Genomic DNA, 20,879 nt, shown 5'->3' with positions numbered 1-20,879 from the left:
CCCTCTAATAACATCAGATATCGAGAGAAAGATAACTATCTAGCGAGAATGTCTTCCAAGGAGTATTGAAGAATGTGGATTGAAAAACTCAAAGCGAAAATTCACCGTGCCACGGTAAACGACGCCAACTTAAATTATGTTGGTAGTATCACTATTGACCCTTTATTGCTCGCAGCGAGTGGCATTGAAGAGCATGAGAAAGTGCAAGTTGTGAACATTAACAATGGCGCACGTTTTGAAACCTATGTGATCCTTGGCGAAGAAGGTTCTGGCCAGATTTGTTTGAATGGCGCATGTGCACGCCTTGCTCAAGTTGACGATAAGATTATCATCATCGCTTATTGTTATCTCGATGCATCTGAGAGTGCAGCGCATCAGCCAAAAGCTGTATTTGTTGATGACGATAATCAGATTACTAGCGTAGAGTAAGCGCCCCTGCGGGCCATCTTTACCTAGAACAAAAAGAATTGGGTGTTTAGATGTCGAAGCTTAGTTACAAACAGTTTTTAAATTCCGAAGAACTCAAAGAGTTCCGCAAGGCGAACGACTTGCATGCGCTTTGGATGTTTGCAGTCAATTGGGCCGTTATTGCTGCCTGTTTTGTAGTCTTTGCAGCAGAGGTTCATTGGTTATTTAAACTTGCTGCCTTATTTGTTTTAGGCGGCCGCCAGTTAGGCCTAGGCATCTTGATGCATGAGTGTGGTCACCAAGGTTTCTTTAGCAAGCTTTGGATGAATCGTTTCTTTGGGCATTGGTTTGCGGGGATGACCATGCTGGTACCCCTAGAGTTTTACCGCACTTACCATCTTATTCACCACTCCAAAACGGGTACGGATGACGACCCAGACGTCGGTAATATCAAACAATACCCAGTAACTGGGAGTAGCTTACGTCGCAAAATATTGCGCGATTTTACGGGTTTTTCTGGACTAAAAATGCTCTATGGTGTGTTGTTTTATGTCATGCCTAATCGTGCTGGTAATGCCGTTTCATTAGGGGTCAATCAAGATAGCGTTCAAAAAGGCGATGGTGTTGCTTTGCGCAATTTTCGCGACGCAATTGTGCTGCATGGTTCCTGGATTGCTGTGTTTACGGCTTTAGGCCATCCAGCTTTGTATCTTATGTGGTGGGTTGGTTATATCTTCTTTTATCCGTTTGTTATTCGTGTCCGTCAGATCGCAGAACATGGTGCCATGCCTGCACTGGCCTCTGACGATGTTCGTGATACGACGCGTACAACAATTGTTTCTTTGTGGGAACGTGCTTTCTTTGCACCTAACTTTGTGAACTTCCACTGTGAGCATCATTTCTTGCCGAGCGTGCCGAGTTACAACTTACCTCGCTTGCATCATGTTTTGAAAGAGCGTGGCTTTTATCAAGACAAACCAGAATCCTGTGTTGATACGGGAGGGTATCGAGAGATACTTCGCATCGCTAGCGCGGCTTAGTAAATTCAAACGACGCAGTATTTTTTCCGCAGTATTTTGACTCATACAAAGCTTGGTCAGCCTTATTGATGATGCTCAACTCAGTGTCATCATGCTGACCAATCGTTCCTCCAATACTTATAGTCACTTTTTCGGGTAAACCGAAATCATTTTTTCTTACCTCGGATAAGAGTTTGTTTGCAATAACCCGGATATTGTCTTGATTGGTGTTGCTTGAAATGATGATAAATTCTTCACCACCCCGTCGACCAGCAACATCAATCTCTCTGACGTTGTGCAATATCAGCTCTGATAACTCGCAGAGAATACGATCACCTTCTAGATGACCATGCGTATCATTGATGATTTTAAAATCATCGATATCAATAAAAAGCACCCCGAATGGCATGTGATCGCGTTTGAGTCGCTCAAGTTCAAGGTGAAGAAACTCTTCAATACGATAGCGATTCCAAAGACCGGTTAGGGCATCTTTTCTGTATAACTCTTCAAGCTCTTTAGTACGTTTCTCTAGATAGGCTTCGTTTGAACTTTTTTCTAAATTTAAAATGGCGACTAGAAACAAGATGATCGAAATGGCAGCAGTAAAGCTCTGCAATTGAATGAGACTTTCCCATGTTGTGGCCGCGACAAAAGGCCCTGAACCCGAGCAAGTCGCGATGACCGCCAGCGAAAGTACAGCAACTTGTACTGTAAAAATAAGTCGCTGGCCATAGCGGAACAAAATGGCAACGAGAAATGGCACTAACGCAGGGATTCCATAATCTAAGAGCCATTTTACTTGAAGCACATCAAATACCAGTGCGGCTAGCAGTAGGCTGTAGAGTGTTGCCCCTAGCAGGGCAAGCTTTGAAGAAGTATTGAAACGTGGTTCTGCGTATAACCAAGACAATACGAAAGGCGTAAATATTAAAACGCCCACGCTATCGCCCATAAACCATGTTAGCAACACTTCTGCATATGTTTCGCTACTTATGTGGTTGAAGAGCTATAAACCAGAGCTACCAAACAGGGCGCTCGCAAATGGGCCGAGTATCGCACCGTAGAATAAGTAATAGGCAAGTGTGCGTTGCGAGGCGAGGATTTCTTCGCTTCTTGCAAAATGTCTTATTAACTCCGCGGCCACAACAATGCTGATGACATCGCCCAAACCATTCATCGATGCAGAGGCAATCGCATTAAATATGGTAGAGAATGATTTAGTGGAAAAATAAGCCCAAATGTTTCCTAAAAACGCACCTAAGAAAACGCCTGGCCATATGTGGGGGCCGTATCGTAAGGCTACTGCCATCAGCACGCCAGAAGGTATCCAAACGGGCGTTACATTGGAGGGCTCAATAGCGAATGTTTGTCCTAGTCGTGCAAAAACAACGTAGATGGTAGCGATGACGACAACTTCGGATAAACGAATGTCTCGAAGCCAAGCTTTAGAAATTATGCCGGAAGAAGCATGAGCATCTTGCAGAGAACTGGTCACTATTTTAAGCACGAAAGTTATATCAATTAAATTGTTGCTAACTTTCTAATCTATTGGAGCAGTGCCCCTTTGATTGCTCAAGTGAATAACATGCTTTGCTTGAGTTAGGTCATTTGTCTAAAAAATAATCAGCCTTAAGCCTTGATATTAGAGGTTAGTTTTTTGGTCACTCCTGGCCCTGCAAGCGCATCGATGTCTCTTGCGTGAATGTCGTCGCCACAACAATCGCACACAAATTTTGGTTGAGTGATCTCTCCGCATGATTTATGTCGATAAATAACGGGCGCTCCGTCTTCGTCTGAAAGCCACTTATCTCCCCAGAGCGCAACGCTCATCAGAATGGGATAGAGCTCTAAGCCTTTGTCGGTTAAACGGTATTCGAATCGCTTTGCAGAGTCATCGTAAGGAACTTTGGTGAGTATGCCTTCATCAACGAGTCTTGTAAGTCGATCAGATAAGCGGTGTTTGGTGATGCCTAAGGCCTTTTGAAAATCTGAAAAACGCCTAACTCGACGGAAGCACTCGCGAATAATTAGCAGCGTCCAGCGGTCGCCAAAAATAGCTAGACCACGAGCCATAGAACAGTTTTGCGATTCGATGTCTTCCCACTTCATAGATGCTTCTCTTAGTGAAATCAGAGTATTAATTGTTCAATTTCGTAAATTATAGGTTGAAAAGTTCCATTTTAGAACCTATATTGTGAGTCAAGGTTCCAATATGGAACTACATGAAGGCTTATGCCTTGCAGTTGTAGACGCAGTATCAATATTACATTGCGCAAAGTTAGTGAAACTTATTGATTAAATGAGGTAGCTGCGATGAGTTTATTTAGTTTGATTTTGAGATTTTTTGATCAGGACTTTACCTTGAATGCATCGGATCTAGATCTCAATGAGCATGATATGGATGAATTGATGCTATAAGGTTAGATGTTTATGAGTTCAGTAGTTCGGGCGTACATACAACCCTGAGTGCGCCCGCTTTTTTATTTGTGTTCCCATCCTTCAACTATCTTCGTACTATTCTTTTCTTCCTAATCGTCTCTAAGCAAATTTTTATATGGCAAACCAAAAAGCACCGAAGAAGTCATTGAGTGTCTTACTTAAATTATGGGCCTTTATGCGTCCCTACAAGTGGACATTAGTTGGTGCCAGTATCGCGTTAATTTTTACCGCAGCGATTACCTTATCAATAGGGCAGGGTGTGCGCCTATTGGTCGATGATGGCTTGGTGGCTAACTCTCTAGATGGTTTGTCCGATACAGTGCAGCTTGTATTTTTGCTATCGCTATTGATGGCTGTTGGTACCTATGCGCGATTTTATTTGGTCTCTTGGTTAGGGGAGCGCGTGACAGCAGATTTGCGATCTGCTGTATTTTCACACTTAGTATCATTACATCCGTCCTATTTTGAAGAGAATCGTAGTGGCGAGATCATGTCTCGTCTCACGACTGATACCAGTTTGCTGCAAAATATTATTGGCTCTTCTTTTTCGATGGCGCTGCGCAGCGCACTCACTTTTGTTGGCTCACTTATTCTGTTGCTCTATACCAACTTGAAGTTGAGCTTGTTGGTGTTGGTTGGTGTGCCACTTGTTTTGCTACCTATTCTGATGTTTGGCAGACGTGTTCGAAAATTGTCGCGTGCTAGCCAAGATTCGATTGCAGACGTTGGCTCTTATGCAGGTGAGATTGTACGCAACATAAAAACGGTGCAGGGTTTTACGCGTGAAAATTATGAGCGTGCGGCCTTTGATAAAGAAGTCGAACTCGCTTTTTCCGTCGCGCGAAAACGTATTCGTCAGCGAGCGCTTCTGATTGCGACAGTGATACTGCTGGTGTTTGTAGCGATAAGTTCTCTGATATGGGTTGGCGGCAGTGACATGCTGGCCGGTGAGATGACCGGTGGTGAATTGGCAGCTTTTATTTTTTATGCCTTGATGATGGCCGGTGCTGTGGCGACGATCTCCGAGGTATATGGTGAATTGCAACGCGCCGTTGGTGCGACAGAGCGCCTTTTGGAGTTGCTGTCTGTGGAGTCGCTTATTCCTTATCAGTCGGGTACTGATATGTTTCCGGCGAGTAATGCTTCAGTGATTCAATTTGATGGCGTTACTTTTTCATACCCCGCTAGACCTCAAGTAAAAGCTTTAGATAAAGTCAGCTTTAGTATTCGAGAAGGGGAGCGCGTGGCGCTAGTTGGGCCATCTGGTGCTGGTAAATCAACAATATTTGAGTTGCTGCAGCGCTTTTACGATAGTAATGAAGGCTGCGTGTCAGTATTTGGGCAATCTGTTCACGATGTGTCTACTGAGGCGCTGCGTAAGCGACTAGGGATTGTTTCGCAGCAGCCTGTGATGTTCTCTTCCACGATTAAGCATAATATTGCGTATGGCAACGAGGATGCCTCTCAAAAAGATATAGAAGCCGCAGCCCTAGCTGCGCATGCGCATGAATTTATCGAAGCATTGCCTAAAGGCTACGATAGCTATCTCGGTGAGCAAGGCACTCGCTTATCGGGTGGTCAAAAGCAGCGTGTTGCGATTGCGCGCGCCGTACTGAAAGATCCGGATATTCTTTTGTTAGATGAGGCGACAAGTGCGCTTGATTCTGAAAGCGAATATCACGTTCAGCAAGCGATTGATGAGTTAACCGAAAATCGCACGACCTTAATTATTGCGCACCGACTTTCAACGATTAAACATGTCGATCGGATACTGGTTTTTGATCAAGGCCAGATTGTTGCACAAGGCACGCATGATCAATTACTCGCCTCTTCAGAGCTATATTCGCGCTTGGCCAAGCTTCAGTTTATGGACGCCTAATCGCCCGATTTGCAATTGTTCACTCGCACGATTCACTAAGCCATTTCTGACTTGATTTGTATCAAATTTAGCCATTTCTGACTTGATTTGTATCAAATTTAGCCATTTCTACTATGCTAATTTGGTCAACTTTTCACCAAGTCATAAGCCTAATGGAGGCTTGAGGAAGTCCGAATGAGCGAAGTTACTCCAGTGATTCGCATGCTAAACGCCATCGAACGGGTAGGGAATAAAATGCCTCACCCAACTTGGCTATTTGTTTTACTGACCTTATTTGTCGTTGTGCTATCCGCCATCATGGCTTGGATTGGCGTAAGTGCTGAGAATCCTGTGACCGGCAAAACGATCGAGGCAGTAAGTCTTCTATCGGGAGAAGGGCTTCGACTCATATTAACCAAGGCTGTCACGAACTTTACGAGCTTCGCGCCCGTTGGTGTTGTGTTGGTTGCGATGCTTGGTATCGGTATTGCTGAGCGTAGTGGTTTACTGGGTACTTTGTTAAGACGTTTGGTTTCAGCGGCACCAGATAGTTTGCTAACTTTTATTGTTGTCGTTGCAGGTGTTTTATCTTCTTTAGCAGCAGACTCTGGTTACGTTGTACTTATTCCTTTAGCCGGTGCGCTGTTCTACGCAGCGGGTCGCCCTCCATTAGCGGGTATTGCGGCGGCATTTGCGGGCGTTTCGGCAGGCTTTAGCGCGAATCTATTAATTGGCCCTATTGATGCATTGTTGTCAGGTATTACCACCGAAGCCGCACAATTAATGGATAAAGAAGCTTTTATCTCTCCTGCGGCGAACTATTATTTCATGGTTGCTTCAACATTCTTGATCGGCATTTTGGGCACAATTGTGACCAATAAAATTGTGATGCCTTATCTCGAAAAATCACAAAGCCAAGAAGAAGTCGAAGATGTTGAAGTCGATCAAGCAGGGCCTCTCGATGGCAAAGGCTTACGCAATGTCGGTCTGTTTACTTTGGTGTTTGTAGGCCTTGTTTTGTTGGCTGTACTACCCGAGTCAGCGCCGCTTAGACACCCCGAGACGGGAAGCATTGTTGTCTCTCCATTTATCGGCGGGATCGTCGTGATTATTTCTGTCTACTTCGCTTTAGCGGGAGCTATTTTTGGATATACGGTCAAAGAGTTCTCTTCAAGCAAAGACGTGATCGAAGCAATGGAATCAACTATGGCGACAATGGCGGGCTACGTTGTGTTGATGTTCTTCGCGGCGCAGTTCGTGAATTACTTTGGTTGGACCAATCTTGGAATGATTACAGCGATTAAAGGCGCTGCGTGGCTTGAAACTCTGAGCATTAGCCCTGTGTCTATTTTGCTGATCTTCATCGTAATGACAGCATCAATCAATTTGTTGATTGGTAGCGCATCGGCTAAATGGGCGTTGTTAGCGCCAGTCTTTGTTCCAATGTTAATGCTTTCTGGAATTTCGCCAGAAATGACGCAAGTGGCTTATCGTGTGGGGGATTCCGTGACTAACATTATCACCCCTTTAATGCCGTACTTTGGGATAGTGGTGGCCTTTGCTCAGAAATATGACAAAGAAGCTGGTATTGGTAATATCGCCGCGGTGATGTTGCCTTACAGCATCATCTTATTGATTGGCTGGGGATGCTTATTGGGCTTGTGGCTAAGCATGGGTTGGCCGCTGGGTCCTGGTGTATAAGCCATAAAAATCTTATAAAAAAGCCCCATTAGCATTCTGTTAATGGGGCTTTTTTATAAGATTCGCATCGTTAACCCGATCTCGGAATACAAAAAAGAGCGCGAGATAATAACGAATGCGTGAATCGCTTTTTCAATTCTCAGAGTATAAAAATGCTCTCAAACTTCTTTCTCAATGGAACATCGTTTATGCGTCTAGTGTTTACCTTGCTTAGCTCTTTAATTTTATCTCTGCCAGCATTTGCTGAATTAGAGGGTAAGCGCCCGAAGCCTGAAGGCTGGTTTTATGGCATTGGTGTAGGGTTTTCGGAAAGTATCTACAAGGGCGATGGTAATCGTGTCATTCCAATTCCGGGTATTGGATATATTGGTGAGCGTTTTAATTTACTTGGGCCTTTTGTCAGTTATGAGCTGTATGAGAACGGCCCATTTGATGCAAACGCTAAGCTCGCAGTTAGGTTTGATGGTTACGACGCGGACGACAGTGATTTTTTAAAGGGTATGAAAGACCGCGATCGTTCACTAGATGGAGGTTTTAGTTTGGGCTTGCAGCGAGAAGATATTGCCCGCCTCGAATTAGAATATATGCACGACACCTTATCTCACCATAAAGGCTCAGAGACGAGTATTCAGTTATCAAGACAATTCAATAAAGGCCCGTTCTTCTTTGTACCGGAAGTATCTGCTCATTACCTAAACCAAAAGCTTGTCGATTACTATTATGGTGTTGAGCAGAACGAAGCGACGCTTGAGCGTGGGCGTTATGAAGGGCGATCGGGTTGGAATTATCGTGCCGATTTAAACTTCTCTACCCCCATATTATTTGGTGGTTTTACGCGCCTAGATCTGGGATATATTTGGTACTCAAATTCAATTACCGATAGCCCCATTGTAGATCAAACCGAGGGATACAATATCCGCTTTGCTTATACTCGATTCTTCTAAATAATTGTTTATTTGAATCGAATATTAATATGTAACATCATCTTGAGATAGCTTAATACCGAGCTGGCTACACAGCTAACTGTGTAGCTAACGACAAAAAATTATAATGATCGGGAAAATCCAAGATGTATCGCTGTTTGGTTTTTGTATTTTTCATCCTCTCTCTGTCTGCGTGTAGCAGTATTCAAATTGCACCGTATGATCAAAATAGCACGCTGCTAGTTATCCCCAAATCACATGAAAACTCCTCAATGGAATCTTGGAGTCGAACGTGGAAGTTTGATGTTCGATCTCTGGGTGAAACGAGTGATATTAATTTCGATGTATGGTTCTCAAATAGTTCTGATGCATATATTGCGATTAATGATTTGCCTCCAGGGCGCTACGAAGTTGGTGCGATGAAATTTAAGATGGCGTCTCGTTGGCGATCAACCTCCGCCAATGACGACGGCTACCCCTTAAATATAGAGTTTGAGGTAAAATAAGGTGAAGTTACTGTTTTTCCGTACATGACAACGCTATTCCAAGAGACATCTAGTGGTGGCACACGTAGTTCATTTTCGGTGATTGAAATGGAGAGTGTGGATTATAACTTGTTCAAAGTGAAGCTATTGGAAGATGAGCGTATGCAACCTTGGCTAATCAACGAACAAGTTATCCGGGGAGCAAGCATTTGATCATAGCTATCACCTTGTTTATTTAGAGACTGTTAATTAGCCCGTGACTGCGTGTCGAAGTGTAGGTGCTCTAATTTAATCTCCATTAGGTTAGAGCCCTTTTCAGGGTGTCCGATCATTTCGTCATAGGCGCTCGTGTGCCGCAGCACTAGCTTTATGATTCGCAGCAAGCTAAGTGCTGTTTTGGCGGCTTGAAGGCTTCGGTAAGTTTGTATTTGACTACCATCGACCAAGTAATAAGTCTCTCCTTGATGCTCAATCATCACCCTATAAAGCGACAAATCAACTGATTGAATGATCACTTTTTCAATGGGCTCTAATTGTCCGAGCTCTTCGTATGAAATCTTCATAGTCATTTTCCTATCTAGTTTAATAACCTAAGAATACGGCGTAAGAGAACGCTGATAAGTGTGCCAAGGTGACGACGATTGTTAGTCTGTCTCGCAAAACCGCGAACATGGTTTCGTACAAATGATCGCAAAACTTCTTCTCGACAGAGCGTAAGGCAATAAAACTGAGGCCCAAGATCGCACTCTGTAAGGCGGGTTTAAAAATTGTGCTAGCCCATGCTAATAAACTAAAAACGATGCCCGTATTGAGAAGTATGCCGTTCTGGCGCAAGTTCGAGCCGATCACGACGGGTATTGCCCAAAGTAAACCTGCTAAAAAAGACAGAATGACAACGGAGTAAGACAGGAAGAAATCGAGCAGGGAGTCTGCTGATTCTTGAGGGACGAACCAAATCGTAAGGCTGAAGCCTATGAATGGGATCAGGCCTGCGAAGCCAAATGTTTGAATGCGTGCGTGGTTACTCATCGATCTTACTCTGTTTTTTTCAATAAAACCTACGAGAGTAAAAACACAGCCGATTACTTTATATATGTATAACGTGCTTTGGTCTTGAATCCATTTGAGCCCTTCCTAAGTAGCTTAATGGAATGCTTAATTGGAGAGTCGCAGTGGAAAACCGTATTGAGGTAAGAAAACTCTTACTAGCTGCAGAAAAAGTTAGACAGCACGGCGAGCAGAAGAGCGGCCGGTACTTCTATTCTGGTCTAACGCTTGAAATGAGTTTTGATGGTTATACGTTTGTTCTAAGCACGCCCAAGGCTAGTATCAGTGTTTTTTTTCATAACAAGTTTCAGGCTAATTATCGTAATAATATTGAGCTTGAAGAGCTGTACGACTTAGCGTGCAAGATCGCAAAAACTGATGCCGCTTGAGAACTGAAATAAGGGTTCGAAGACAAGAGGCACCTTCGAACCCCCAAACTTATTTGCAACTAGCGCAGATCTGATCACCATAGTAATTGTTCACGTAATTGCAGCTATTCTCCGTAATTCTGAGCTGCGACTTCTCTTTTCTTCTCTTTGAGATACTTCTCAATTAGGCTGCTTATTAGCTCTGATGCCGCGCGTTCGCTTATTGGTGGTATTGCTGCGAAGTCGGCGGTCGGCTCAAGTCTGTGTTTATGGAATGCTACGTTAGCTTGGGCATGGTAGTATGCTAAGACCTTATTCTCTTCTAGGGTTACTTGGAGTGTGAATTCCTGATTCAAGTATTTACAGTCGCTGCTGAACATCATTTCGTGCTGGCGTTCATCGACGATGTCTTGCGAGTCCTTGATGCTAGCGCTCTTATCCTCCCGTTCTAACCCCACAACCTCTAAGTCATGTGTGTTTTCTGCTGGTGCCTTAGGTGCCTCTGTTACGGTGTTATGTTCGATATTGCGTTCAAGCCAGACTCTAGCGGCTTGGCGTATTTCTTTTAGTTTTGCTCGTCTTACGGTCATTCTATCCACTAACTCATTTAATAGGACTACATAGCGGAGAGCTGCTCGCTCGCAAGAGGTGCGAAGGGATAATCGAAGGAAGCCAGAGTGTAGGCGTCGATTGTAGTAGAGCGCTCCGTGGCGCACGATAGTGTAGGGCAGTTGCATAGTCAAACGTCCTAGCTGTGTGACAGCTTGTGTGACATTCTGACTTGAGGGAAGCTCAACCCCCGTGGATACAGGGGCTTATGCTTGTTTGGTGGAGATGGCGGGGGTCGAACCCGCGTCCGTCAGCACTCTGCCATCGGCTCTACATGCTTAGATTCCGTTAATTAGTTTAACCTTCCACAGCCCAACGGGCAGGACGTGGTTGGCGAACTCAGTAAAATTTAGCAGCACGACCCCGAGTATGCCGTGGTGCGGTCCTGTTCTGAGTGACAGTCGGTATCGCGGTACAGGCACCTTGTTACAGACCGTTAGGGGCGTACCCCTAAAAGTGCTTTTTTAACTGCTTACGCAGCTAGAGCAGCACCGTAGTTGTCATCATTTGCAACTATTGATTACAGCGATTGGAGTACGAGTGCCACTGTACACTCGGCATGCACCTCTGGTTTCGTTACCAGCGTCGAAGCCATATCATCCCCGAAACTTATTGAAACCTTTAAGCGTTTGGCTTCGACTGCGTCGAGTCCCGGCCAGCAGCAAGATGCTGCTGTCGCTCATGCCTTTGAAAATCAACAATTTGATTTTCAATTTCTGGAAGAAATCGGCCTGTGGCCCATATCATTCCGAAACTTATTGAAACCTTTAAGCGTTGGTGAAACGCTAGTTGGGCAATCATACTCTTGAAACCATGAGTAGCAAGCCCAAAGTCAAAAAATATTAGTTACTTCGCATGCTCGCGAACAACGCGAGCTTTTTGACGATTCCAGTCGCGATCTTTTTCGGTCGCGCGTTTATCGAATTCTTTTTTACCTTTGGCCAATGCAATTTCGCACTTTACTTTGTTGTTTTTCCAGTAAAGGGCTAGGGCAACACATGCGTGGCCTGCTTGGCTTATCTTTGCATTAATTTTGGCAATTTCTTTTTTGTGAAGCAGCAGTTTTCGTTGGCGAGTTGGCTCTGCGATGACGTGAGTGCTTGCAGAAATAAGTGGCGTAATGTGTGCGTTAAGTAGCCATGCTTCCCCGTCTTTCAAGAATACGTGCGAGTCTGTAAGCTGGCCTTTGCCTTCACGTAAGCTTTTCACTTCCCATCCTGTAAGCGCAACGCCAGCTTCAAATTTTTCTTGAATATGAAAGTCGTGCTTGGCGCGTTTATTCAACGCGATGGTATTGCTTTGTTGCTTTGGTTTTTTCTTGCCGGCCATGAAATTACTGCTGGAGTGTCTGTGAAAAACGGGAAGTATATTACAAGTTCTGGTCTTGCTACAGAATTTATCGCGCATTCGCAGAAGCGCTAGAGTGCAGATGAGAAGGCGGTTACAATACGCGCCAATTAATTGGGCTGGGTTTTATGTCTTTAAAAATAAATCGCTCCGCGCTGGTCATGTTTTCTGCTCAGCAAATGTATGACCTTGTAAATGATGTGGCTTCTTATCCTTCTTTTTTGCCGTGGTGTTCGGGTGCGACTGTTCTTGAAGCGGACTTTACACAGATGCGTGCAAGTTTGGATGTGAGTAAGGGTGGGATGAGGCAATCTTTTACTACGCGGAATGAGCTCGTTGCGCATGAAAAAATATCGATGCGTTTAGAAGATGGCCCATTTAAAAAGCTCAAAGGTGATTGGCATTTTACAGCGTTGCGTGAAGATGCCTGTAAGGTTGAATTAGATCTAGAGTTCGAGTTGAAGCAGGGCGTAGCTAAACTGGCGTTTGGTCCTGTGTTTAATCAAGCCGCAAACACGATGGTTGATGCGTTCTGTGAACGCGCAAAGGTGGTATATGGAAAGTAAGCTTCGCATTGAGGTGGCATATGCGCGCCCCGATCTTCAGAAAATAGTTGAGTTGGAAGTGGATGCGGGTACGACTGTGTTTGATGCCGCAACACATTCTGGTTTAGAGAAGTTTTTCCCTGAAATAAATTACGATGAAATTGATATGGGGATCTTCGGTAAAGCAGTTAAGAAGCCAAAAGAAGAGACCTTGAGAGAGGGCGATCGCATTGAACTTTATCGCCCTCTGATTATTGATCCTAAGCAAGCGCGTTTGAATCGTGCTAAGAAGCCAAAAGCTTAGTAAGCAGAGTGTTCTTCGAGGGGTTCTCCCTCATAGTGGGTAAACACTCCATTTTGGTAATACACGTTGATCACCTGCTGTTGTAGTTCACCATCAGCAGGTTGATATGAATAGATATAACTTTCGTACTTGTCGCTAAATACGTTACGGGCAATTGGGGTTCCTAGTACAAAGTGAATCTGACGTCTGGTCATTCCTGTTTGTAGCTGGCTCAGCATGTCTTGCGTGATAATGTTGCCCTGCTGAACGTTGATTTTATATACGCCTGGGAAGGCACATGCGCCGAGGGTTAATGTAAGAAATACAGCGGTGATGATTGCGCCCAAGTTCTTATTTGAAATCTTAGTAAAACGGGAAGACTTGTTTTGCATCTAGTTCTTAATTCCACTATTGTTTGCAGCATTCGTTTTGAGTTTACTGCCGTTGATTTTGTCTGCGGAGCGCATCTTAACTGATTTAAGGGATGTGCGCCTATATACATCATAATAAAGAGTAAGTTATGCCTGAAAATACTGATTTAAAAAAAGCCGGATTAAAAGTAACTGTTCCACGCCTTAAAGTGTTGGGTCTCTTAGAAGCTTCTGATGGTAAGCATATGAGTGCTGAAGATGTGTATAAGGCACTTCTAGAATCAGGTGATGATGTAGGTTTGGCAACGGTGTATCGCGTACTGACTCAGTTTGAAGCGGCAGGTTTAGTGCAGCGCAATAATTTTGAAGGTGGCCATGCTGTTTTTGAGTTGGCGAGTGAAGAGCATCATGATCATATGGTTGATGCTGAGTCTGGTGAAGTTGTTGAATTTTATGATGAAATTATTGAAAAACGTCAGCACGAAATTGCCGAGAAATACGGCTATGAATTAGTTGATCATAGTTTGACCTTGTACGTTCGTAAGAAGAAATAATAAATCTTGTAATGCTGGGGTTAGTTGAGCCCTAGCATTTCTTTCGCATGCGCTTTAGTTTGCTCAGTAATATCTATCCCGCCTAACATTCTTGCTACTTCATCTGTTCTTTCTGCGTTATTTAATGGCTCAACCGCTGAGTGCATTGTTCCATCAATGATTGATTTACTAATGCGAAGATGGCGGTCACCTTGCGAGGCGACTTGAGGTTGGTGAGTGATGCAAATGACTTGGCCTGTTTGCCCAAGCTCTTTTAGTAACTTTCCTACAACTTCAGCTGTACCGCCGCCGATCCCAACATCTACTTCATCAAATACCATACTTGGAACAGCTGAACGCTGAGCGAGAACAACTTGAATCGCTAAACTGATTCTTGATAGTTCACCGCCTGAGGCGACCTTGGCAAGAGGTCTTGGTGGTTGGCCGGGGTTCGTGCTAATAAGAAATTCGATATCATCTAAACCGTTTGCGCTTGCATTGCTCATGTCTAAGGCGTCGCATTGCGTAGCAAACACGACATTTTGCATCGACATCAGCTTTAATTGCTCAGCGACTTGGCTTTCGAGTTCTTTTGCGTGCTTTTGTCGATGTTTGCTAAGTGTGTTGGAATGTTGAATGTATATGTTTTTAAGAGACTCAGCCTCTTGTTCAAGGCTATCAAGGTCTTGGTCGCCACCCGTTAAGGCTTCGAGCTCTTGCGCTAATCGAAGATGAACGTCGTTGAGTTCATCTGGTTGGCAGCGATGTTTGCGCGCGAGTTGATAGGCTTGACCTAAGCGTTCGTCTATAAAGTTTAATCGGTTAGGGTCTAGCTCAAAGCCTCCGACAAAGTGGCGAAGTGTATTAGTCGCTTCCTCAATTTGAATACTAGCTTCTTCGAATAAATCTAGCGCTTCGCTAATGCTAGATTCTTCAGCAGGCAGTGAGCTTAAGGCATGCTTGGCGCGCTGAAGGAGTGATAGTGCTCCATGCTCATCATTACTGCTTGCAGCTATAGATTCATGCGCACCCGCAAGTAGCACTTCAGCATTGGCAAGTTTGCTTTGCTCTTGCTCAAGTTGTTCAAGTTCGCCGTCTTGGAGTGCTAGCTTTTCAAATTCGTCGACTTGAAAGTTGAGTACTTGTAAGCGCGCTTGGGTTTCTTCTTGGTTGTTTATCAGCATGTCTAGCTGGCGAGCTTTCTTTTGCCATGCTTGATAACTCTCTTTTACTTCCTTAACAAGCGTTTCATTGCCTGCATAATCATCGAGAAGTACCCGGTGCTTATCTTTGACTAGTAAGCTTTGATGCTCGTGTTGGCTATGTATATCAATTATTTGTTCGCCAAGTGCTTTGATGTCGCTTAATGGGCTTGGCTGACCATTGATATACGCACGAGATCGACCTTCGGCAGTGATAACGCGGCGTAAAATGCATTCGTCTTCATTATCAAGGTCGTGTTGTGTTAACCACTGCTTTGCTGCGCTGATGTGGCGAATATCGAAGCTTGCGCATATTTCTGCTTTGGCTTGTCCGTGCCGCACCATACTTGAGTCGGCTCTATCACCCAGTGTAAGCCCAAGTGCGTCGAGCAATATCGATTTACCTGCACCCGTCTCACCGGTCATGACGGTCATTCCCGAATTGAAGTCAATTTCTAGTTCACTGGCGATTGCGAAGTTACGAATACTGAGTTGGTTAAGCATAGTCGGCGCTTTCAAAATTACTGTATTTATAAACAGTGTAATACTGGCTAAGTAGGATGGCAAAGGTTTGGGAAGAGAAAAAATAGAAAAGTTTGTTTGCATCCGTACTTTTTTACTTGAAAAACATATTCTCGCCCCCACTTCGTGAACCAACTGAGCTAAGCAGCTCAACAGATTGACTAAGTTTGTATTTGAGGGAATGCACGTGAGTGTTGAAGAAAACAATCAAGATAATGCGCAAACCGAGACTCCAGAAGAAGAGTTAGTGAATGATGCGCCTGAAGCTGAAGTAGTTGAAGAATCTACAGAAGCAAATCAAGAAGGTGAAAATTGGCAAGCTAAAGCAGAGCAATTAGCTGCCGAACTTGGTGCATTAAAAGATGCTGCAGTGCGTGCGCAAGCTGAGGCTCAAAATGTTCGCCGTCGTGCAGAGCAAGATGTTGAGAAAGCACACAAGTTCGCGCTAGAGAAGTTCGCGAAAGAGCTTTTGCCAGTGATCGATGGCTTAGAAAAAGCGATTGAAGCTGAACAAGCTGCAGAAAATGAGATGACACCACTTCGAGAAGGTGTCGAGATGACTTTGACGATCATGCTGAGCGGAATTGCCAAGTTTGGCGTTGAGCAGGTTGACCCCATTGGGAAGCCATTTGATCCAGCATTGCATGAGGCGATGAGCATGGTTCCAGCACCTGATGCGGAGTCAAACACAGTGATCGCGGCAATGCAGAAAGGTTATACCTTGAATGGACGATTAATTCGTCCGGCAATGGTTGTTGTTGCGCAGTAAATTTACGTCAGCAAAAGTTTACGTTTAAAAATTAAATTTGGTCCTTGAAAACTAAAAAAAAGGCCAAACATAAAGATCAAAGCTTATACAAAGGCGAGCGCCTTTAACAGAATTTAGAGTGGAGAGAAGCAATGGGAAAAATCATTGGAATCGACTTAGGTACTACAAACTCTTGTGTATCTGTATTGGATGGTGATCAGGCAAAAGTTATCGAAAACGCAGAGGGTGATCGTACTACCCCATCTATCATTGCATTTGCTGACGATAACGAAACATTAGTTGGTCAGCCAGCGAAGCGTCAGGCAGTTACTAATCCTGCTAATACTTTATTCGCAATTAAGCGTTTGATTGGTCGTACATTCGATTCAGACGTAGTACAGAAAGACATCAATATGGTGCCATACAACATCGTTAAAGCAGACAATGGTGATGCATGGGTTGAGGTAAAAGGCGAGAAGAAGGCTCCACCTCAGATATCTGCTGAAATCTTGAAAAAGATGAAGAAGACTGCAGAAGATTACTTAGGTGAAGACATTACTGAAGCAGTTATCACTGTTCCAGCATACTTCAATGACTCTCAGCGTCAGGCAACAAAAGATGCAGGTAAAATCGCTGGTCTTGATGTTAAGCGTATTATCAACGAGCCAACTGCAGCAGCACTTGCTTACGGCCTAGATAAGAGCCAAGGTGATTCTACGATTGCTGTGTATGACCTTGGTGGTGGTACTTTCGATATTTCGATTATCGAAATCGCAGATGTTGATGGTGAAAAGCAGTTTGAAGTACTAGCGACCAATGGTGACACATTCCTAGGTGGTGAAGACTTTGATATGGCATTGATCGACTATTTGGCTGAAGAGTTCAAGAAAGATCAAGGTATGGATTTAACGGGTGACCCACTTGCAATGCAGCGTTTGAAAGAAGCTGCAGAGAAAGCAAAGGTTGAGCTTTCAAGTGCACAACAAACGGATGTAAATCTGCCATACATCACTGCTGATGCAACAGGTCCTAAGCACTTAAACGTGAAGTTGACGCGTTCTAAGTTGGAGTCGTTGGTAGAAGAGTTGGTTGTTCGCAGTCTTGCTCCATGTAAAACAGCATTGAATGATGCAGGTTTGAGCACAAGCGAAATTGATGACGTCATCTTGGTCGGTGGTCAAACACGTATGCCTCTTGTTCAAGAGAAAGTACAAGAGTTCTTCGGTAAAGAGCCACGTCGTGATGTAAACCCTGATGAAGCAGTTGCAATGGGTGCGGCGATTCAAGCGGCGGTTCTAGCTGGTGACGTGACAGACGTTCTTCTTCTAGACGTAACGCCTTTGACGCTAGGTATCGAAACAATGGGTGGTGTTGCTACTCCATTGATTGAGAAAAACACAACGATTCCTACCAAGAAGTCGCAAGTGTTCTCAACAGCAGAAGATAATCAGTCGGCAGTAACGATTCACGTTGTTCAGGGTGAGCGTAAGCAAGCTGCTCAGAACAAATCGCTTGGTCGTTTTGATTTGGCGGATATTCCACCAGCAGCACGTGGCATGCCTCAAATTGAAGTAACTTTCGATATTGATGCAAACGGTATTTTGAATGTGTCTGCGAAAGATAAAGCGACAGGAAAAGAGCAGTCTATCGTGATCAAAGCGTCTTCTGGTCTTTCTGATGATGAGATCGAGAACATGGTTAACGATGCTGAAGCGAATGCTGAAGCGGATCGCAAGTTCGAAGAGCTTGTGACAGCGCGTAACCAAGGTGATCAAATGGTTCATGCAACCAAGAAAACTTTGGAAGAAGCTGGCGATAAGGCGACTGCAGAAGAGAAAACTGCAATTGAAGCAGCGATTGCTGATCTTGAAGAAGCACTGAAAGGTGATGACAAAGACGTGATCGAAGCGAAGACTCAAGCGTTAACTGAAGCGTCATCAGGCCTTGCTCAAAAGCTTTATGCTGAGCAAGCGGCTCAAGCAGAAGGTGCAGCGGCGGGTCCAGAGGCAGAAGCGAAAGCGCAATCAAATGCTGGCGACGATGTAGTTGATGCTGAGTTTGAAGAAGTAAAAGACGACAAAAAGTAAGTTTGCTTTTTGAATAGCGAGTGTTTTAGATGCTCGCTCTTTATAACGCGGGAGCTAGTTCTTCCGCGTTATCGTATCTAGGCTTCTCAGATTTTATTTGAGGAGTAATGTCGATAAGACAGGTAATAAGTAATGTCTAAAAGAGATTTCTACGAAGTTTTAGGTGTCGACAAATCTGCTGACGCCAAAGAAATTAAAAAAGCGTATCGTCGTTTGGCGATGAAGTATCACCCAGACCGAAATCCGGATGATGCAGAAGCAGAGGTACAGTTTAAAGAAGCGACTGAGGCCTACGAGGTTCTGTCTGACGATCAGAAGAAAGCCGCGTATGACCAATATGGTCACGCTGGTGTAGATCCGAACGCTGGTGGCGGTGCTGGTGGTTTCGGTGGTGGAAACTTTAGCGATATCTTTGGTGATGTATTCGGTGACATTTTTGGTGGCGGCGGTGGTCGCGGTGGCCAAAGAAGTTCGCGTGGTGCAGACCTTCGATATAATCTCGAACTAGATCTAGAAGATGCGGTACGCGGTAAATCGGTCAAGATCCGTGTTCCGACTCAAGTGACTTGTAATGTTTGTAAAGGCTCTGGTGCGAAAAAAGGCACGCAGCCTGAGACCTGTGGTACTTGTCATGGTCAGGGTCAAGTGCGTATGCAGCAAGGCTTTTTCAGCGTTCAGCAAACCTGCCCAACGTGTCATGGTCGCGGGCAAATTATTAAAGATCCTTGTCGTGCTTGTCATGGCACAGGCGTGCAAGAAGAGAATAAAACGCTTTCAGTGAAAGTGCCAGCGGGCGTTGATACGGGTGATCGTATTCGTTTGGCTGGAGAGGGTGAAGCGGGTGCAATGGGTGGCCCAGCCGGAGATCTTTATGTTCAGGTTTCGGTTAAAGAGCATCCTATTTTTGTTCGTGACGGTGCAAACTTGTATTGTGATGTGCCAATCAGTGTCGTGGATGCAGCGTTGGGTGGTGAGCTGGAAGTGCCAACACTTGATGGCCGCGTCAAACTGAAAATCCCTGCTGAAACGCAAAGCGGTAAGATGTTCCGTTTACGCGGTAAGGGTGTGAAGCCTGTTCGTGGTGGAGCTGTTGGAGATTTGATGTGTCGTGTCGCGGTAGAAACGCCAGTAAATCTGACTAAAAAGCAAAAAGAGTTGTTGAAAGAGTTTCAAGAGACTCTTGAAAGTGGGTCGAAGAAACATGCGCCCCAGAAGCATTCTTGGTTTGAGGGGGTTAAAAGCTTCTTTGACGACATGAAGCTTTAGTGCAGGACTGCATGCTATTTTCACCTCAAGCTTTGTTAACAGTGTACTCAAATGCTCACTTACTTCGTGTAAGCTCAGCTTTTCCGTGCACTTTCGCCTCGCTTGATGCAAAAATATCTATCCAGGTGTGTGCCGAGTTTTTACTGTATAGAGTTTGGTTAGTAATTAAGCTATTTATAATTCCCGCCTTTGAGCGGGAATTTTTCATTTAAAAAAGAGGGTAAAGCAATGGTACGCATTGCAGTAACAGGTGCGATTGGCCGCATGGGTAAAATGTTGATTGAAGCTGTTCATCAATCAGCAGAAGCAGAATTAAGCGCAGCGATTGTTTTGCCAGACAGTAGTGTGATTGGTGCCGATGCAGGTGAGTTGTCTGGGATTGGTAAAAATGGCGTTAGTGTTGTGGGTCACTTGAGTGAAGTGATTGATGATTTTGATGTGTTGATCGATTTTACTGCTCCTGATGCCACGCTAGAAAATGCCAAACTATGTGCTGAGAACGGCAAGGGTATCGTGATTGGTACAACGGGCTTTACTCCTGAAGAAGAAGAATTGCTTTTGTCGTATCAGGCGAACGCCGCGATGTGTAAAGCTGCGAATTTCAGCACGGGTGTGAATATGTGTCTTAATCTCTTGAAAAAAGCCGCAGAGATTTTAGGCGATGATTATGATGTCGAAATTTACGAAGCGCATCATAAGCATAAAGTGGATGCACCATCTGGTACGGCTTTGGCGATGGGTGAATCAGTAGCTGAAGGGTTAGACCGCAATCTACGTGAGGTAGCTGTTTACGGACGTGAAGGCCAAACAGGCGCACGAAATAAAGAAACGATTGGTTTTGCAACGGTTCGCGGTGGTGATGTTGTCGGTGATCATACTGTGATGTTTTTGGGCGATGGAGAGCGTGTTGAAATTACACACAAGGCATCGAGTCGAATGGCGTTCGCAAATGGTGCGGTGCGTGCTGCTGCTTGGTTGCATTCTCAGGAGCCCGGTCTGTATGAAATGCGCGATGTTTTAAATCTTAAGTAATGAGACGCGTAATTTTTGTGCAGTAAATGCTTTGATCGCATAGACAACAAAATGTGAAATATGTACAATGCCGCCGCTTGAGATAA

Annotated in this window: 23 protein-coding genes, 1 other RNA gene and 1 pseudogene; 15 read left to right on the top strand and 10 right to left on the bottom strand. The window is 44.5% G+C overall.

The annotated features are described in order from the left end of the window. Window positions 1-72: 72 nt before the first annotated feature. A complete protein-coding gene (gene panD / locus A3738_RS10420; protein WP_068477961.1) occupies window positions 73-429 on the top strand; it encodes an aspartate 1-decarboxylase in 357 nt (118 codons plus the stop codon). A 50-nt stretch (window positions 430-479) separates the two neighbouring features. After that, complete coding sequence (locus tag A3738_RS10415; protein ID WP_068477962.1) at window positions 480-1,448, top strand: fatty acid desaturase family protein; 969 nt, start codon at window positions 480-482, stop codon at window positions 1,446-1,448. Here the strand turns inward: A3738_RS10415 and A3738_RS31935 are convergent. The 3 genes and pseudogenes from A3738_RS31935 to A3738_RS10400 all read right to left on the bottom strand — a co-directional run bounded on the left by A3738_RS31935 (window position 1,435) and on the right by A3738_RS10400 (window position 3,536). After that, the gene (locus A3738_RS31935) at window positions 1,435-2,010 is read right to left on the bottom strand and encodes a GGDEF domain-containing protein (RefSeq protein ID WP_231876612.1); all 576 of its coding nucleotides are present in this window, start codon (window positions 2,008-2,010) and stop codon (window positions 1,435-1,437) included. The genes A3738_RS10415 and A3738_RS31935 overlap by 14 nt on opposite strands. Further along, window positions 1,999-2,922 (bottom strand): annotated as a pseudogene (locus A3738_RS31930) (MASE1 domain-containing protein); the annotation flags it as partial. The pseudogene A3738_RS31930 and the gene A3738_RS31935, both read right to left, overlap by 12 nt. Window positions 2,923-3,056: 134 nt before the next feature. Beyond that, entirely contained in the window at window positions 3,057-3,536 is a 480-nt protein-coding gene (locus tag A3738_RS10400; protein ID WP_068477966.1) for a helix-turn-helix domain-containing protein, read from the bottom strand. Window positions 3,537-3,981: 445 nt separating this feature from the next. On the opposite strand from A3738_RS10400, the gene A3738_RS10395 reads away from it, so the two are divergent. The 5 genes from A3738_RS10395 to A3738_RS29895 all read left to right on the top strand — a co-directional run bounded on the left by A3738_RS10395 (window position 3,982) and on the right by A3738_RS29895 (window position 9,046). Next, window positions 3,982-5,745, top strand: coding sequence for an ABC transporter transmembrane domain-containing protein (locus A3738_RS10395; protein ID WP_068477968.1), 1,764 nt, complete (start codon window positions 3,982-3,984; stop codon window positions 5,743-5,745). Window positions 5,746-5,919: 174 nt separating this feature from the next. Beyond that, window positions 5,920-7,425, top strand: coding sequence for an AbgT family transporter (locus A3738_RS10390; protein WP_068477971.1), 1,506 nt, complete (start codon window positions 5,920-5,922; stop codon window positions 7,423-7,425). Between the two features lie 188 nt (window positions 7,426-7,613). Beyond that, window positions 7,614-8,369, top strand: coding sequence for a MipA/OmpV family protein (locus tag A3738_RS10385; protein ID WP_068478034.1), 756 nt, complete (start codon window positions 7,614-7,616; stop codon window positions 8,367-8,369). A 125-nt stretch (window positions 8,370-8,494) separates the two neighbouring features. Then, window positions 8,495-8,854, top strand: a complete 360-nt coding sequence (locus A3738_RS10380; protein WP_068477972.1) for a hypothetical protein — start codon at window positions 8,495-8,497, stop codon at window positions 8,852-8,854. A 24-nt stretch (window positions 8,855-8,878) separates the two neighbouring features. After that, the gene (locus A3738_RS29895) at window positions 8,879-9,046 is read left to right on the top strand and encodes a hypothetical protein (protein WP_156493473.1); all 168 of its coding nucleotides are present in this window, start codon (window positions 8,879-8,881) and stop codon (window positions 9,044-9,046) included. Window positions 9,047-9,078: 32 nt separating this feature from the next. Here the strand turns inward: A3738_RS29895 and A3738_RS10375 are convergent, their stop codons facing one another. Next, window positions 9,079-9,396 (bottom strand): DUF6482 family protein, encoded by a 318-nt coding sequence (locus A3738_RS10375; RefSeq protein ID WP_068477599.1) that lies wholly within the window; start codon window positions 9,394-9,396, stop codon window positions 9,079-9,081. A gap of 19 nt (window positions 9,397-9,415) precedes the next feature. Continuing rightward, window positions 9,416-9,862: a DUF3429 domain-containing protein gene (locus A3738_RS10370; protein WP_068477597.1), complete on the bottom strand. Its 447-nt coding sequence runs from the start codon at window positions 9,860-9,862 to the stop codon at window positions 9,416-9,418. 143 nt (window positions 9,863-10,005) lie between these two features. On the opposite strand from A3738_RS10370, the gene A3738_RS10365 reads away from it, so the two are divergent. Further along, window positions 10,006-10,269, top strand: coding sequence for a DUF3081 family protein (locus tag A3738_RS10365; RefSeq protein ID WP_068477973.1), 264 nt, complete (start codon window positions 10,006-10,008; stop codon window positions 10,267-10,269). 104 nt (window positions 10,270-10,373) lie between these two features. Here A3738_RS10365 and A3738_RS10360 read toward each other — a convergent pair whose 3' ends face one another. The 3 genes from A3738_RS10360 to smpB form a co-directional block, all read right to left on the bottom strand. Continuing rightward, entirely contained in the window at window positions 10,374-10,838 is a 465-nt protein-coding gene (locus A3738_RS10360) for a hypothetical protein (RefSeq protein ID WP_068500596.1), read from the bottom strand. A 236-nt stretch (window positions 10,839-11,074) separates the two neighbouring features. Further along, window positions 11,075-11,461, bottom strand: a transfer-messenger RNA (tmRNA) gene (gene ssrA, locus A3738_RS10355). A gap of 242 nt (window positions 11,462-11,703) precedes the next feature. Continuing rightward, on the bottom strand, window positions 11,704-12,186 hold the full coding sequence (gene smpB, locus A3738_RS10345; protein WP_068476070.1) for an SsrA-binding protein SmpB: 483 nt from the start codon (window positions 12,184-12,186) through the stop codon (window positions 11,704-11,706). A gap of 146 nt (window positions 12,187-12,332) precedes the next feature. Here smpB and A3738_RS10340 point away from each other — a divergent pair, with 146 nt between their 5' ends. Together A3738_RS10340 and A3738_RS10335 are read left to right on the top strand one after the other, a co-directional pair. Continuing rightward, window positions 12,333-12,770: a type II toxin-antitoxin system RatA family toxin gene (locus A3738_RS10340; protein WP_068477983.1), complete on the top strand. Its 438-nt coding sequence runs from the start codon at window positions 12,333-12,335 to the stop codon at window positions 12,768-12,770. Further along, entirely contained in the window at window positions 12,760-13,053 is a 294-nt protein-coding gene (locus A3738_RS10335; RefSeq protein ID WP_068476034.1) for an RnfH family protein, read from the top strand. The genes A3738_RS10340 and A3738_RS10335 overlap by 11 nt, the downstream gene beginning before the upstream one ends. On the opposite strand, the gene A3738_RS10330 is transcribed toward A3738_RS10335, so the two are convergent. Next, window positions 13,050-13,424: an outer membrane protein assembly factor BamE gene (locus A3738_RS10330; protein WP_068477985.1), complete on the bottom strand. Its 375-nt coding sequence runs from the start codon at window positions 13,422-13,424 to the stop codon at window positions 13,050-13,052. The genes A3738_RS10335 and A3738_RS10330 overlap by 4 nt on opposite strands. Window positions 13,425-13,552: 128 nt before the next feature. Between A3738_RS10330 and fur the strand changes: the two genes are divergently transcribed. Then, complete coding sequence (fur, locus tag A3738_RS10325; protein WP_068477987.1) at window positions 13,553-13,957, top strand: ferric iron uptake transcriptional regulator; 405 nt, start codon at window positions 13,553-13,555, stop codon at window positions 13,955-13,957. A gap of 20 nt (window positions 13,958-13,977) precedes the next feature. Here the strand turns inward: fur and recN are convergent, their stop codons facing one another. Continuing rightward, the gene (recN, locus tag A3738_RS10320) at window positions 13,978-15,642 is read right to left on the bottom strand and encodes a DNA repair protein RecN (protein WP_068478036.1); all 1,665 of its coding nucleotides are present in this window, start codon (window positions 15,640-15,642) and stop codon (window positions 13,978-13,980) included. Between the two features lie 175 nt (window positions 15,643-15,817). Here recN and grpE point away from each other — a divergent pair, with 175 nt between their 5' ends. From grpE to dapB, 4 genes are all read left to right on the top strand, one after another. Continuing rightward, window positions 15,818-16,429, top strand: a complete 612-nt coding sequence (gene grpE, locus A3738_RS10315; protein ID WP_231876611.1) for a nucleotide exchange factor GrpE — start codon at window positions 15,818-15,820, stop codon at window positions 16,427-16,429. 131 nt (window positions 16,430-16,560) lie between these two features. Further along, the gene (gene dnaK, locus A3738_RS10310) at window positions 16,561-18,495 is read left to right on the top strand and encodes a molecular chaperone DnaK (RefSeq protein ID WP_068477995.1); all 1,935 of its coding nucleotides are present in this window, start codon (window positions 16,561-16,563) and stop codon (window positions 18,493-18,495) included. 132 nt (window positions 18,496-18,627) lie between these two features. Then, the gene (gene dnaJ / locus A3738_RS10305; RefSeq protein ID WP_068478001.1) at window positions 18,628-19,761 is read left to right on the top strand and encodes a molecular chaperone DnaJ; all 1,134 of its coding nucleotides are present in this window, start codon (window positions 18,628-18,630) and stop codon (window positions 19,759-19,761) included. A 228-nt stretch (window positions 19,762-19,989) separates the two neighbouring features. Further along, window positions 19,990-20,793 carry a 4-hydroxy-tetrahydrodipicolinate reductase gene (dapB, locus tag A3738_RS10300; protein WP_068478002.1) on the top strand — a complete coding sequence of 268 codons (804 nt, stop codon included), beginning with the start codon at window positions 19,990-19,992 and terminating at the stop codon, window positions 20,791-20,793. Window positions 20,794-20,879: the final 86 nt, after the last annotated feature.

Source organism: Oleiphilus sp. HI0066 (assembly GCF_001635725.1).
This window is presented reverse-complemented; position numbering and strand designations above follow the sequence as displayed.

Excerpts from the sequence above, each read along its gene's own strand:
- panD (WP_068477961.1), top strand. The coding sequence starts at position 73 with ATGTGGATTGAAAAACTCAAAGCGAAAATTCACCGTGCCACGGTAAAC.
- A3738_RS10415 (WP_068477962.1), top strand. The coding sequence starts at position 480 with ATGTCGAAGCTTAGTTACAAACAGTTTTTAAATTCCGAAGAACTCAAA.
- A3738_RS10400 (WP_068477966.1), bottom strand. The coding sequence starts at position 3,536 with ATGAAGTGGGAAGACATCGAATCGCAAAACTGTTCTATGGCTCGTGGT.
- A3738_RS10395 (WP_068477968.1), top strand. The coding sequence starts at position 3,982 with ATGGCAAACCAAAAAGCACCGAAGAAGTCATTGAGTGTCTTACTTAAA.
- A3738_RS10390 (WP_068477971.1), top strand. The coding sequence starts at position 5,920 with ATGAGCGAAGTTACTCCAGTGATTCGCATGCTAAACGCCATCGAACGG.
- A3738_RS10385 (WP_068478034.1), top strand. The coding sequence starts at position 7,614 with ATGCGTCTAGTGTTTACCTTGCTTAGCTCTTTAATTTTATCTCTGCCA.
- A3738_RS10380 (WP_068477972.1), top strand. The coding sequence starts at position 8,495 with ATGTATCGCTGTTTGGTTTTTGTATTTTTCATCCTCTCTCTGTCTGCG.
- A3738_RS29895 (WP_156493473.1), top strand. The coding sequence starts at position 8,879 with ATGACAACGCTATTCCAAGAGACATCTAGTGGTGGCACACGTAGTTCA.
- A3738_RS10375 (WP_068477599.1), bottom strand. The coding sequence starts at position 9,396 with ATGAAGATTTCATACGAAGAGCTCGGACAATTAGAGCCCATTGAAAAA.
- A3738_RS10370 (WP_068477597.1), bottom strand. The coding sequence starts at position 9,862 with ATGAGTAACCACGCACGCATTCAAACATTTGGCTTCGCAGGCCTGATC.
- A3738_RS10360 (WP_068500596.1), bottom strand. The coding sequence starts at position 10,838 with ATGACCGTAAGACGAGCAAAACTAAAAGAAATACGCCAAGCCGCTAGA.
- smpB (WP_068476070.1), bottom strand. The coding sequence starts at position 12,186 with ATGGCCGGCAAGAAAAAACCAAAGCAACAAAGCAATACCATCGCGTTG.
- A3738_RS10340 (WP_068477983.1), top strand. The coding sequence starts at position 12,333 with ATGTCTTTAAAAATAAATCGCTCCGCGCTGGTCATGTTTTCTGCTCAG.
- A3738_RS10335 (WP_068476034.1), top strand. The coding sequence starts at position 12,760 with ATGGAAAGTAAGCTTCGCATTGAGGTGGCATATGCGCGCCCCGATCTT.
- A3738_RS10330 (WP_068477985.1), bottom strand. The coding sequence starts at position 13,424 with ATGCAAAACAAGTCTTCCCGTTTTACTAAGATTTCAAATAAGAACTTG.
- fur (WP_068477987.1), top strand. The coding sequence starts at position 13,553 with ATGCCTGAAAATACTGATTTAAAAAAAGCCGGATTAAAAGTAACTGTT.
- recN (WP_068478036.1), bottom strand. The coding sequence starts at position 15,642 with ATGCTTAACCAACTCAGTATTCGTAACTTCGCAATCGCCAGTGAACTA.
- dnaK (WP_068477995.1), top strand. The coding sequence starts at position 16,561 with ATGGGAAAAATCATTGGAATCGACTTAGGTACTACAAACTCTTGTGTA.
- dnaJ (WP_068478001.1), top strand. The coding sequence starts at position 18,628 with ATGTCTAAAAGAGATTTCTACGAAGTTTTAGGTGTCGACAAATCTGCT.
- dapB (WP_068478002.1), top strand. The coding sequence starts at position 19,990 with ATGGTACGCATTGCAGTAACAGGTGCGATTGGCCGCATGGGTAAAATG.